Source organism: Desulfovirgula thermocuniculi DSM 16036 (genome assembly GCF_000429345.1).
GTDB classification, from domain to species: domain Bacteria; phylum Bacillota; class Desulfotomaculia; order Desulfotomaculales; family Desulfovirgulaceae; genus Desulfovirgula; species Desulfovirgula thermocuniculi.
Genome location: NZ_AUBR01000069.1, coordinates 1 through 12,519 on the forward strand (window position 1 = coordinate 1; position 12,519 = coordinate 12,519).

The window sequence follows — 12,519 nt, forward strand, 5'->3', positions numbered from 1 at the left end:
GGGTCGTTGGCCCTGGAGGCGTCCAGCACCGGGGGAGCAAAAAGCTGGCGGCAGGCCTGATTGCTCTCTACGGCCACGTCTGACGCATATGTAACCGGATGGTATGCTCATGCTGGTGTTTATTTCCTGAGGCCGACTCTGTGGTGGCTTGTTTAAACCATCTACGGTTTGGTTTCAAGGCAGGTTCCTCGAGGCGTTCGTTTGGGTGATGGGGTCTCATAAGGGAAATTTTCTTGTGAGGGCACCTACTGAATCTTGACACGGACAGGCGGGAAGGAGAACTTTACCCGCTCTGGCCCCCGTGGTATAATCCAAAAGGCGGGCAGTTCTCTCCCCGGGTACGGCTGCAGGGCCGTTTGACCCGGCGGGGGAATTGCCCGTCTTAGGGTGTAGTATTTCTTTTGCCAAGCTTTTTTGGGGAAAGGACGACCCGGCCCATGTATGCCCTCATAAAGCAGCTCCAGAATTGCCGCGAGTTTAAGAGCCTGCTGGGCGCCCTTTCCGGGAGGCAGGTGCAGCAGCAGGTGGTGGGCCTTTCCGGGGCACAGCGCGCCCTCTTGCTGGCGGGGCTGGCGGAATCACTCGGCGCGCCCTTGCTGGTGATTACCTCCCAGGAGGGCGATGCGGCGGTCCTGGCCGAGGACCTGTCCGCCTTCCTGCCGTCCAGGAGGGTCCTCCTCTTTCCCGCCGCCCAGCTGCTGCCCTACCAGGTGCTGGCCCACGGGCGGGAGGTGCTGGCGCAGCGGCTAAAAGCGCTGGTGGCCGTGCTGGAGGGCGAATCGCCGGTGGTGGTGGCCCCCGTGGAGGCGCTCCTGCGGCGCCTCTCCCCGCCGGAGGTGTTCCGCCGCGCCGCCGTGGAGCTTTCCCTAGGGCAGCGCCTGGAGCCCCGCGAGCTTCTCGGCCGCCTGGTGGCCCTGGGATACGAGCGGGTGGAAATGGTGGAGGGCCCCGGCCAGGTGGCGGCCAGGGGAGGCATCGTGGACGTTTACCCCCTCAATGCCGACAACCCGGTGCGCGTAGAGTTTTTCGGCGACGAGATAGATTCTCTGCGCGCCTTTGACGTGGAGAGCCAGCGCTCTGTGGAAAACGTCTTGCAGGTCACCATTGCCCCGGCCCGGGAGCTGGTGGTCACGCCGGAAGCGCGGGAGCGCGCGCTAAACGTCTTGGAGTCCGAGTACCAGGTGCAGCTGCGCAAATTCGAGGGCGTTGCCTACCGCGAGGCGCGGGAGAACCTGCGGGAGCTGGTGCGCGGCGCGCAGGAAAAAATAGCGGGGGAGGTCATCTCGCCGGACCTCGCGCTCTTTTTGCCCTACTTTTACCGTGAGCCGTACACGCTGCTGGACTATCTGCCGGCCACCACCCTGGTGGCCGTGGACGACCTGGTCCGCGTGCGCGAGGTGGCGGAAACCGTCAACTTTGAGCGGAGCGAGACCTACGGCCAGCTCCTGGCGGCCGGGCGGGTCCTGCCCGGCATGTTCCACGGCTACGTGCCCTGGCAGCACGTGGAGCAGCAGGCGGCCAGGCGCCGGGCGGTTTACCTTTCCCTGCTCCCGCGCCAGCCGCAGGGCCTCGTGGTGCACGGGGTGAGCGGCTTTTCCGCCAAGAGCGTGCCCTCCTTCATGGGCCGCCCGGAGATGCTCTGCGAGGAGGTGCGGCAGTGGAGGAGGGCCGGCCAGGCGGTGGTGCTCCTGGTGGCCGGCGAGGACCGCGCCCGCCGCCTGCAGGAGGAACTGGGCGAGGCGGGCATTGAGGCCGGCCTGGTCACGCACCTGGAGGGGGAACTTTCCCCCGGCAGCGTGGTGATCGCTCCGGGACAGCTCTCCGGAGGCTTCGAGCTGCCTTCCGCCGGGCTGGTGGTGGTCACGGAAAAGGAGATTTACGGCCAACGGGGGAAGAAGGCCCCGCGCGTGCCGCGAAAGGCCCCGCGGGAAAAGGGCCGGCTGGAGTCGCTTGCCGAGCTCAAGGTGGGCGATTACGTGGTGCACGTGAACCACGGCATCGGGCGGTACATGGGCGTGGTTTCCCTGGACATCGGCGGCGTGCGCAAGGACTACCTGCTGATTAAGTACGCCGGGGAAGACAAGCTCTATGTGCCCACCGACCAGGTGGGCCTGGTGCAAAAGTACCTGGGGGCGGAGGGCGAAACTCCGCGGCTTTCGCGCCTGGGCGGCGGGGAGTGGAACCGCGTCAAGGGACGGGTCAGGGAGGCCGTCAAGGAAATGGCCAGGGAGCTCCTGGCACTTTATGCCGCCCGCCAGGCCCTGCCGGGGCACGCTTTCAGCCCCGATACCCCCTGGCAGCGGGAATTTGAGGAGGGCTTCCCCTACCAGGAAACCCCCGACCAGCTGCGGGCCATTGCCGAGGTCAAGGCGGACATGGAGCGCCCGCGGCCCATGGACCGGCTGCTCTGCGGCGACGTGGGCTACGGCAAGACGGAGGTGGCCCTGCGGGCGGCCTTCAAGGCGGTGATGGACGGCAAGCAGGTGGCCGTGCTGGTGCCCACCACCATCCTGGCCCAGCAGCACTACCACACCTTCCGGGAGCGCTTTGCCCGCTTCCCGGTGACCGTTGAGGTCTTGAGCCGTTTCCGCACCCCCAGGGAGCAGCGCCAGGTGCTGCAGGGGCTGGCCAGCGGCCAGGTGGACATCGTCATCGGCACCCACCGCCTGCTCCAGGACGACGTGGTCTTCAAGGACCTGGGGCTCCTGGTGGTGGACGAGGAGCACCGTTTCGGGGTGAACCACAAGGAAAAGCTGAAGCGCTTGAAGCAGGACGTGGACGTGCTCACCCTCACCGCCACGCCCATCCCCCGCACCCTGCACATGTCCCTGGTGGGCGTGCGGGACACCAGCCTCCTGGAAACCCCGCCGGAAAACCGTTTCCCGGTGCAGACGTACGTGGTGGAGGAGGACCCCGTGCTCATCCGAGAGGCCATCAAGCGGGAGATCGGGCGTGGCGGCCAGGTCTTTTTCGTGCACAACCGCATTGCGGAGCTGGAAGAGGTGGCGGCGTGGCTAAAGACGCTCGTGCCGGAGGCCCGCATAGCCATCGCCCACGGCCAAATGAAGGAAGATGATCTGGAGCAGGTGATGATGGACTTCCTGGAGGGGGCGTATGACGTCCTGGTGTGCACCTCCATCATCGAGAGCGGCCTCGACATGCCCAACGTCAACACCCTCATCGTCAAGGACGCCAACAATTTCGGCCTTGCCCAGCTCTACCAGCTGCGCGGGCGCGTGGGGCGGGGAAACCGCCTGGCCTACGCCTACTTCACCTTCCGCAAGGACCGCGTGTTAAACGAGACCGCCGAAAAGCGGCTGGCGGCCATCCAGGAGTTCACGGAGCTGGGCTCCGGCTACAAGATTGCCCTGCGGGACCTGGAGATCCGCGGCGCGGGCAACCTCCTCGGCCCCGAGCAGCACGGCCACATTGCCGCCGTGGGCTTCGACCTCTACTGCCGCCTGCTGGAAGAGGCGGTGCGGGAGATAAAGGGCGAGGCGGTGGAAAGGCCGGTGGAAACCACCATCGAGCTGCCGGTGGAGGCGTACATCCCCGACCAGTACGTCCCGGACGTCGACCAGAAGGTGGACTTCTACCGGCGGCTGGCGGCGGCCCGCTTTGAGGAACAGGTGGCCGACCTGGAGGAGGAGTTCTGGGACCGCTTTGGCGAGCCGCCCCCGCCGGTGCGCCACCTGCTGGCGGTGGCCCGCCTGCGGGTCCTGGCCGGCTCCCTGGGGGTGAAGTCCATCTCCTACCAGCCCGGCTCCTTCCGCCTCCTGCTTGCCCCGGGCCACCGCCTCACCGGGGAGGCGCTGGTGGAGGTGGGCAAGCGCTACGCCAACCGGGTGAAGTACAACAACCTGGGCGAGGAGTTCGAGATCCGCCTGCGGACCCGCAGCCTGCCCCAGGAGGCGGAAGCATACCTGGGCGTGCTGGAGGAGTTCCTCCAGGACCTCACGGCGGCCTGCAAGAAGCACGTGGCCTGAGAGCGGCGCCCCGGCTTTACGGGCGGCCCGGACCGCCGGAGAGCCGGGGCCCTTTTCTTTTCGGTCTTATGCTCATATAAAATAAAAGCGAAATGTCAACTAGAATATACTTGAAAAGCGCGGCAGGCAGTGCTATAATTGACCTGGGCGAGGAGATATAGTAACAGAGAAAATTAATGAAAATATTTTCGAAATTCGAGGAGGGTCTGCCGGTGGAGTGGTGGCGGCATTTTGTGGCTGCGGTCCTGCCCTATTTTTCGCTGGCCTTTTTTGTTGCGGGCCTGCTTTACCGGGTGCTTTACTGGTCCCGGGCGCCCAAGCACCTGCACTGGGAGCTTTTCCCCTACCCTCATACCCTGGGCGAGCAGCTCAAGGAGATGCTCACCGAGGTGTTCACCTTAAAGAGCCTCTTCCTGCACAACCGCCGGGCCTGGCTGCCTTCCCTGACCATGCACTGGGGCATTTACCTCCTGGTGGTCTGGCCCTTTTTGGTGCTGGCGGGATTGCCCCTGGCTGCCCCGGCGGGTAAGGCGGGCGGCGTGCTGGCCCTCGCGGGCTCACTCCTTTTGCTCTGCTACCGCCTTGCCCGGAGTGAGGTGCGGCGGCTTTCGGCGCCCGTGGAATATTTAAACCTCCTCTTCATCTTTGCCCTGGCCCTTTCCGGGCTGCAGAGCGGCTTCTTGGGCGATGCGGGGGCGGTGAGGAGCTACCTGCTCGGCCTGGCGCGCTTTACGCCGGAGCAGCCGCCGGCCGGCTACCTGGCGCCCGTGTTGCTCGCGGAGCTGTTCTTGATTTACGTCCCCCTTTCCCGCATGGCCCACTTTGCGGCAAAGTTCTTTACCTACCACAAAGTTAAATGGGGTGAGCTGCACCGATGAGCGCGGCGGTAAAAAAGGTCTTTGACGACTACCGGGTGCTTTCCGACGAGGCCCTGCAGCCGGAAAAGCCCAGGGTGAAGGAATTCCTTGCGGCCATGAAAAAGTCCCTGCAGAGGGACAACTGGACCTTCTGGCTGCCCTACGTGCTCTCCCTGGAGGCCTGCATGAAGTGCGGGACCTGCGGGGAGGTCTGCCCGGTCTACCAGGCCAGCGGGAGAAAGGAAATCTACCACCCCGTGTACCGGGCCGACATGCTCCGCAAGATCTACAAGCGCTACTTCACGTGGCCGGGGAGGCTTTTCCCGGCGCTGGTGGGGGCGGAAGACCTCACCGAGGAGAAGCTCAACGCCCTGGCCGAAAACGTCTACCGCTGCACCGTCTGCCGGCGCTGTGCCGTGGCCTGCCCCATGGCCGTGGACAACGGGGTGATTGTGCGCGAGGCCAGGAAGATCCTGGATGCCATTGGCATTGCCCCTGAGGAGCTAAAAGAAAACGGCACCGCCAAGCAGCTGCAGGCGGGCAACGCGCCGGGCATAAACACGGCTGCCTTTCTGGACATGGTGGAGTTCCTGGAGGAGGAGATTCGGGAGGCCCGGGGATACGAGGTCAAGATACCCGTGGACAAGGAAGGGGCCGAGTACCTCCTCATGCACAACGCCGGCGACTACCTGGCCTTTGCCGAAACGGTCATGGGAGCGGCGGAGATCATGCACGCCGCCGGCGCCGACTGGACTTTAAACTCGCCGCAGACCGGCATCAACGATGCCGTCAACTACGGGGTTTTTTACAGCGACGCAGAGTTTGCCAGGATCATTAAGGCCCAGGTGGAGACGGTGAAGAGGCTGGGGGCCAGGGTCCTGGTGGTGGGCGAGTGCGGCCACGCCTTTGAGGCCTTCAAGTACCTCATCCTCCGCCTGATCCCGGAAAAAGAGCGGCCCTTTGAAATTAAAAGCATTTTAGAGCTAATCGACCAGTGGATCAAGGAGGGCCGCCTCAAGCTGGACCCGCAGAAGAACCCCGAGCCGGTGACCTTCCACGATTCCTGCAAGCTGGGCCGCCTGGGAGGCATGTACGAGGAGCCCCGGCGCATCTTAAAGGCGGCCTGTGCGGACTTCCGCGAGATGAGCCCCAACCGGGAGATGAACCTCTGCTGCGGCGGCGGCAGCGGTTTTGCCATCATGGAAAAGGGCAACTTCCTGGAGTTCCACATGGAAACCTACGGGAAGCTGAAGGCGGAGCAGCTGAAGGCCACCGGGGCCAGCATCGTGGCCTGCGCCTGCTCCAACTGCAAGGCCCAGTTCCGGGAAATCATCCGCTACCACAAGCTGCCCATGCGCTACGCCGGCGTCAGCGAGCTGGTGGCCAATGCGCTGGTGCGCTAGCCCCTTCCCGGCCGGTCAGGATCACCAGCGCGCCGTCGTAGTTGCCCTCGGCATCGTACACGTAGGAAACCTCCCCCCGCAGGCCGCCGGCCAGCTCAAAAGGCACCGCCGACCGCGCTCCCGCGTGCCGGTACAGCATGTTGGCCAGCTCCGGGTGCACGCCGTCAATGCTAGCCCCGGGTTCCAGGCTGCCCAGGTAGCAGCGGGCCAGGAGGTTGGCTGCGGCCACCCTGAAGCCTTCATCCACATAGATGGCGGCCAGGGGCGCCACCTCCATGAGCCTATTTAAGACGTTTTTGCACGTTCTGGCCTCCCTTTCGCCCGGGCCGATGACCGTGATGGCTCCCAGCACCCGCCCCTTTTTCACCAGCGGCGAGTGCACGATGCTGTAGGTCCGGTCGGATATCTTCAGCGTCAGGGGGCCGTTATTTTTTTCTTCGCCGTTTTCCCCGCGGTGGCCCAGGATTTCCCTGACCTGCACTCCCTGCAGGCTTTTCTTTTTCCCGGCAAAGATTTGGTGGGCGGCATCGTTGGCAAAGATTATTTTCCCGGCGTTGTTGGAAATGATCACGCCCTCGTTGACGTAATTAAAAATGGTGAAGTCAATGTGCTCGAAGTAGGAGCGGGCGCTGTTTACCCGCCACAGTTCTACCATGAACTGGTAAAGGCAGCAGTACAGCGCAAACAGCAGGAGCATGACGGTGATGATACGGTAGGCATCGAAGTTGTTTTCCTTCTGAAAGAAATAAATCCTCCAGGGCGGGTCGCCCACCTCCGCCCAGCTGACGTTGTACGTCACCCCGTCCGCGCTCAGCCTCGCCTCCTGGCCAGTGAAGTGGTCCAGCTTTTCCGGGGGTAGGGGCCAGAGCAGGGGGTAGCGCTGCGGGTCGAAAAGGGCCACGCGGCAGGTACCGTTTAAAAATTCCCTGGCCAGGTCTTCGCGAGCGCGCCCGATGTCAAACTCCAGGGCGAGCCAGGAGCCCTGAAAGGGCGTCACCACGGTGGCCACCAGCCGCCCGGCTTCGTCACGGCGCACTCCCGTCACGGCAGTTTTGGCCGTCGGCGGGGCGGCTTCCGGGTCGAGGATGGAGGCGCCGGCGAGGGACAGGCCGGCCGTGCCCGGGCCGCCCGGCGTGATGCTACCTTCCCTGGGCTGGCGGGCCAGCTGCCTGGCGGCGCCCTCCGCCTGCGCGCAGAGGTTTTCCAGGAAGAGGGCGGTACGGTTTATGGCCAGCTGGTGCAGGCTTTGCTCGTAGTCGGCCATGATGGCCTTTGAAAAGCGGAACTCCATAATGAAGAGCACGGTGAGGGCGCTCAAAAAGAAAAAGGCCACGCACGTAAAGAGGGCGCTGCTGGTTTCCGGGGACCTCTTCATGGCTAGCGCACCAGCCCCTTTTTGGCGGCCACCGCCAGGGCCTCCTCCACCGTTTTCACGCCCAGCTTGGTACAGATGCCCTTTAAGCGGCGGCGCAGGGTAGAAAGGCTCACGTAGAGCTTTTCGGCGATCTCTTTTTGGCTTTCGCCCCGGGCAATGGCCTGCAGGATGACCGTTTCCTGGTCGGAGAGGCCCGGGTCACTGGGTTTACGCAAAAGCTCCGCCTGGAGGCTGGGGTAAACGTAGGTGTGCCCCCGGTGGACCATGTTGATGGCCGCCTTTATCTCTTCAAAAAAGGCATACTTGGGTACAAAGCCCCTGACACCCTTCTCCATGGCCTTGCGGATGAGCGTTACGTCGTCGTAAATGGTGAGGGCAATGATCTTTACGGCGGGGTTGGCGGCGCGGAAAGGCCGGCACAGCTCCAGCCCGTCCCCGTCGGGCAGGCCTATGTCCAGGAGGACCACGTCCACGTCCGGCCGGAAGTTCTCCAGGGCGCGGGCAAAGGAGTCGGCCTGGGCCACCACCTGAAAGTTTTCTTCCGTATCCAGGAGCTTGGCCAGCCCCTCGCGGAAGACGTTATGGTCTTCCACCAGCATGATCCTGATCCTCTCCATCCTTCCCCTCACTTCCTTTGGGCACCACCAGGGAGACGTAAAAGCCGGTGTCCCGGTAGCCGTAGCTCAGCTGCCCTCCCACCAGCTGCGCCCTTTCTTTCATCCCCCACAGGCCCTTTCCCGGCAGCGGGGCCTCTTCCTTTACTCCCCCGTTGTCGATAATCTCGATGTTCAGGTGGTCGCCGGCGTCGGCAAAGTATATGTCCACCTCGCTGGCCGGCGAGTGCCGGGCCACGTTGGTGAGCGCCTCCTGCACGATGCGGTAGACCATGATTTTGGCCTCCGGGTCTAAGGGCAGGGAGCGGCTCTGGTAATAGAGGAAGACTTTCTTCTTGTGCAGGTGCTCGAAGTTGGCCACGTAGGATTCCAGGGCGGGGATGAGCCCCGCCTTTTCGATGAGGTAGGGGTGGATGTCGTTCATGATGTTGCGCATCTCGATGGCCGCCTGCTGGCACTGGCCCCGCAGCACGAGGACGCTTTCCCTGGCCTCCTGCGGGAGGGATTCCTTGTGCAGCAGGTAGTCCAGGCCCTGGATGAGGGCGGACATGTAGCGGCCGATCCAGTCGTGAATTTCAATGGAGATGCGCTTTCTCTCCCTCTCCAGCGTGTCCAGGAGGATGTTCTGGCCGTCCCTGTGCGGGCGGACCTCCCGCACCAGGACGGCTGCCCCGGCGGTTTTCTGCCACAGCTTCACCGGCAGGTAGTCGGCAACCAGGAAGGTCCTCTGCCCGTCCCGCACGAAGGCCACCTGTTGGCCCGCCAGCGTTTTCTGGGAGAGGAGCACCTCCAAAAGGGGCTGCAGCAGCCCTTGGAGGTGGGGGAAGAGCCGGAGGACCTCTTCCACCGCCCTGCCGGTTACCTCCTCCCGCGGCACCTGGAGGAGGGCGGCGGCGCCGGGGTTGAGGTACTCCACCCTTTCCCGGCGGTTGATGAGCAGCACTGGGGTGGTGAGGCTGCCCACCAGCCGGCGCAAAAGGACGTACCGCGCCAGCCGCGGCGCGAGGAAAAGGGCGGCTCCGGCAAGGGCTCCCAGGGAGCACAGGGAGAGGATGAAGGCGTAGGCTGCCTTCCTCTTTACGGCCTGCGCGGCTTCCCGCATGCTCTTCTGGGCCTCGCCGGTTAAAAGGGCGGCCAGCGCATCCGTGCGGTAGAGCAGCTGGCGGGTCATGTCCCGGTGCTGCCAGCGCAAAAGCTCTAAGCTCCTCTCCCCGGGGCCGCCCTGTAGGGCGGGCACCACTTCGTTTTCCATAAAGGAGCTGTAGGCCCTGGTGAGGGCCAAAAGCTCCTCTACCGCCTGCTTTTGTCCCGGGCCGGCGAGCTCGTATAGCTCCAGTCCCAGTCTGGCGGCCTGTTGGCTATAGTGGCGGAAGTCGTTTAAGGCCTGGTCGTCGCCAAAGAGGACGTACTCCTGGGCGCTGGCCGCCAGGCGCCTGGCCGCCTGCACCGCGGCAAAGCACTTCTCTTCCCGGGCCAGGTCCTGGCGCAGACGGTCCTGCCGGAGGGAAAGCGCGTAGGTGGTGCAGGCGAGGAAGAAGAGGAATGCGGCAAGGGCGAGCGCCAGGAAAAGCGGCGGCCCCCACGCCTGCCCGGCAGACCTTCCCTTCACCTTTTCACCGCCCCGTTTTTGTGGCTAGGGTAAACTTACTACAAGATCCGCGGGAGTTCCTGCGGGAAACTTGCGGCGAAAATTCCACGAATATCCAGAAAGGTGACACAAAATGTTCATTTTTTAGTTTAAAAGAGTTCAGTGTGGCCCGGCGCAGTTGTTTTGCGCGGCGGCGGTGTAATAGACTTTTGTCAGGGAAAAGACAAAGGGGTGTGTCAGGGAAAGACAAAGGGGAGGTGGGTGAACAAAAAAGATTGTGAAAACAAGTTTAAAAACTCTCCGACTGCCGTGTGAAAGTTACTGCAAGCAAGATTGCCTTAAAGGAGGGATAGGATGGCCGAGGCAGCACAGGCCAAGAAAAACGGCCTCTTCAAAAGCGAGGACTGGTGGGCCGTATGGCTGGGGCTCTTCATCTTTCTCCTGGGGCTCTTGAGGATGGCCGGCGTGGACCTGGTGGGCTGGGTGGTCAAGACCTCCGTATGGCTCGAGATCTCCAAGGCGCTGGCTCCCGCCGCTAAGACTTTCAAGTTTTCCGGCTTTGCTTCCCTTTTCCTTACGTACGTCTTCTTAACCGTTATCCTGAGCATCGGCGTGGCCGTCATGGGCGGCCGGGTGGGCCGTTTCATCGGCGGCTTCACCATCATCTTCTGGCTAACCTACATCTGCTGGATTGCCGGCCACTACGCCTACATTGCCGCCACGCCCGACCAGTACGCCAAGCTCAAGATTGCCTGGTCCCTGCGCTTAACCGGTGAGTCCGGCTTTATCATTGCCCTTATTGTCGGCCTTTTGATCGGCAACCTCTGGCCGGGTCTGGCCAGGTACCTGGAAGAGGCGGCCAAGCCCGAATGGTACATTAAGACGGCCATCGTCATCCTGGGCGCCAAGGTGGGCCTTTACGCCCTGCAGTCCACCGGCCTGGCCGCGCAGGTGATTTTCCGGGGTTTCTGCGCCATCATCGAGGCCTACCTGATTTACTGGCCGATTGTCTATTTCGTGGCCCGGAAATTCTTCAAGTTCACCCCCGAGTGGGCGGCGCCTCTGGCCTCGGGCATTTCCATCTGCGGCGTTTCGGCGGCCATCGCCACCGGCGGCGCCATTAAGGCGCGGCCCATCGTGCCCATCATCGTATCCTCCCTGGTCATCGTCTTTGCCGTGGTGGAGCTGCTCATCCTGCCTTTTGCCGCCCAGGCCTGGCTCTACAAGGAGCCCATGGTGGCCGGCGCCTGGATGGGCCTGGCCGTGAAGACCGACGGCGCGGCGGCGGCCAGCGGGGCCATCACCGACGCCCTCATCCGTGCCAAGGCGGCTACGGCCCTGGGCGTCAACTGGCAGGAAGGCTGGATACTCATGGCCACCACCACCGTCAAGGTGTTCATCGACATCTTCATTGCCATCTGGGCCTTCCTGCTGGCCATCATCTGGTGCTGGAAGATCGAGTGCAAGCCCGGAGAAAAGGTTTCCGCGGCGGACATATGGCACCGCTTCCCCAAGTTCGTGCTGGGCTACGCCATTACCTTCATCCTGGTGCTCCTGATCGGCGCCGGTGCCACCCCCGAGGCCACCAAGCTCCTGAAGGAAGGCATCGGCAATGCCGACAACTTCCGCGGTATCTTCTTTGCCCTCACCTTCTTTTCCATCGGCCTGGTTTCCAACTTCCGCAAGCTGAAGGAAGAGGGCATGGGCAGGCTGGCGCTGGTCTACTTCGTGTGCCTCTTCGGCTTCATCATCTGGGTGGGGCTGTTCATCTCCTGGATCTTCTTCCACGGCATTACCCCGCCCCCGGCAAAGTAGCGCTGCCGTAGCTTTGTCTCGAGGAGGTGTTTTACGGTGAGCGAGCCTTCCCTGCAGAAAGCGCAGGCGCAAGTGGAGAGGCTTCCCGAAGAGGGGGAGTGGTTTGACCTTTTGCCGGCGGAAAAGCAGCTCATTGCTTGGTCCCTGGGCCTGGGCATAGCCCTTTTGGGCATCCTGGTGTGGCTGAGCTATACCATTGTGCCCGCGGCAAAGTGAGGGGAAAGCTATGAAAGGCGGGGCTCGCCGGAAAATTTTTCGGCAGGGCCTCGCTTCTTTTTCTTTTCTGGTAAAATATAAGTTAATGACCAAAACCTTCCCGGGAGGCCCGCGCTTCTTGGTCCTGGTGCCCGTGCTGAGAACCGTGCCCGGCATTTTGCTCATGTTTTTCCTGGCCTTCCTGGCCCGGGGCGGGAAAGACCTCGGGCTGGCCTGGTGGCCGGGGCTGGAGGGCCTTTTTGCCGCCCACCCGGTGGCCAAGGGCCTGCTCATCGACATCTTCCACTTCAACTACGTCCTGCTGACCATTATTTTGGGCATGGCGGTGGAGCAACCTGCAAAACTCATAGCAGGCAATGGGTGAACAAGGCAATTATAGCTATTTCAGGGATCCTTTGTCTTTTTAAGGCCATTCCCCAGGTCTAAAAAAAGCATCATGGTAATAATTAACAGAAAAGAGAGCATACCACCCCCTTATAGACGCTGCTATAATGTGCCTTGCATGAGAGGAAGAGCAGAGTGGCTATGCTGCCATAAAATACCTCTTTCTCAGCTTTAGTGCCGCAAGAGTGCCGGCAAGAAAAGTAGTAATACAAAGGACTGTATCTATGAAAGCGTTGTCAATACCTCGCCGTGTCATCTTGTCCAGCCGCAGGTGCTCTTTT

At 62.6% G+C, this 12,519-nt stretch carries 9 protein-coding genes; 6 read left to right on the plus strand and 3 right to left on the minus strand.

The features are described 5' to 3' along the window. Positions 1–401 precede the first annotated feature (401 nt). From mfd to G454_RS0113170, 3 genes are all read left to right on the plus strand, one after another. On the plus strand, positions 402–3,986 hold the full coding sequence (gene mfd, locus G454_RS0113160) for a transcription-repair coupling factor (RefSeq protein ID WP_211230102.1): 3,585 nt from the start codon (positions 402–404) through the stop codon (positions 3,984–3,986). A gap of 212 nt (positions 3,987–4,198) precedes the next feature. Beyond that, complete coding sequence (locus G454_RS0113165; protein WP_027718981.1) at positions 4,199–4,864, plus strand: respiratory nitrate reductase subunit gamma; 666 nt, start codon at positions 4,199–4,201, stop codon at positions 4,862–4,864. Beyond that, a complete protein-coding gene (locus G454_RS0113170; protein WP_027718982.1) occupies positions 4,861–6,246 on the plus strand; it encodes a (Fe-S)-binding protein in 1,386 nt (461 codons plus the stop codon). The genes G454_RS0113165 and G454_RS0113170 overlap by 4 nt, the downstream gene beginning before the upstream one ends. Here G454_RS0113170 and G454_RS19200 read toward each other — a convergent pair. From G454_RS19200 to G454_RS19205, 3 genes are read right to left on the minus strand one after another with little or no spacing between them, the layout of a single operon-like run. Next, complete coding sequence (locus tag G454_RS19200; protein ID WP_051276417.1) at positions 6,212–7,621, minus strand: PAS domain-containing protein; 1,410 nt, start codon at positions 7,619–7,621, stop codon at positions 6,212–6,214. The genes G454_RS0113170 and G454_RS19200 overlap by 35 nt on opposite strands. Before the next feature lie 2 nt (positions 7,622–7,623). Continuing rightward, a complete protein-coding gene (locus tag G454_RS0113180; protein ID WP_027718983.1) occupies positions 7,624–8,238 on the minus strand; it encodes a response regulator transcription factor in 615 nt (204 codons plus the stop codon). Continuing rightward, positions 8,201–9,844: a sensor histidine kinase gene (locus G454_RS19205; RefSeq protein WP_051276419.1), complete on the minus strand. Its 1,644-nt coding sequence runs from the start codon at positions 9,842–9,844 to the stop codon at positions 8,201–8,203. Before G454_RS19205 ends, G454_RS0113180 begins: the two co-directional genes overlap by 38 nt. Positions 9,845–10,177: 333 nt before the next feature. Between G454_RS19205 and G454_RS0113190 the strand changes: the two genes are divergently transcribed. The 3 genes from G454_RS0113190 to G454_RS0113200 all read left to right on the plus strand — a co-directional run bounded on the left by G454_RS0113190 (position 10,178) and on the right by G454_RS0113200 (position 12,218). Then, a complete protein-coding gene (locus G454_RS0113190) occupies positions 10,178–11,638 on the plus strand; it encodes a putative sulfate exporter family transporter (protein ID WP_027718984.1) in 1,461 nt (486 codons plus the stop codon). A gap of 36 nt (positions 11,639–11,674) precedes the next feature. Continuing rightward, positions 11,675–11,854 carry a hypothetical protein gene (locus tag G454_RS19210; RefSeq protein WP_035107860.1) on the plus strand — a complete coding sequence of 60 codons (180 nt, stop codon included), beginning with the start codon at positions 11,675–11,677 and terminating at the stop codon, positions 11,852–11,854. Between the two features lie 118 nt (positions 11,855–11,972). Beyond that, complete coding sequence (locus tag G454_RS0113200) at positions 11,973–12,218, plus strand: hypothetical protein (RefSeq protein WP_156896797.1); 246 nt, start codon at positions 11,973–11,975, stop codon at positions 12,216–12,218. Positions 12,219–12,519: the final 301 nt, after the last annotated feature.

Excerpts from the sequence above, each read along its gene's own strand:
- G454_RS0113170 (WP_027718982.1), top strand. The coding sequence starts at position 4,861 with ATGAGCGCGGCGGTAAAAAAGGTCTTTGACGACTACCGGGTGCTTTCC.
- G454_RS19200 (WP_051276417.1), bottom strand. The coding sequence starts at position 7,621 with ATGAAGAGGTCCCCGGAAACCAGCAGCGCCCTCTTTACGTGCGTGGCC.
- G454_RS0113180 (WP_027718983.1), bottom strand. The coding sequence starts at position 8,238 with ATGGAGAGGATCAGGATCATGCTGGTGGAAGACCATAACGTCTTCCGC.
- G454_RS0113190 (WP_027718984.1), top strand. The coding sequence starts at position 10,178 with ATGGCCGAGGCAGCACAGGCCAAGAAAAACGGCCTCTTCAAAAGCGAG.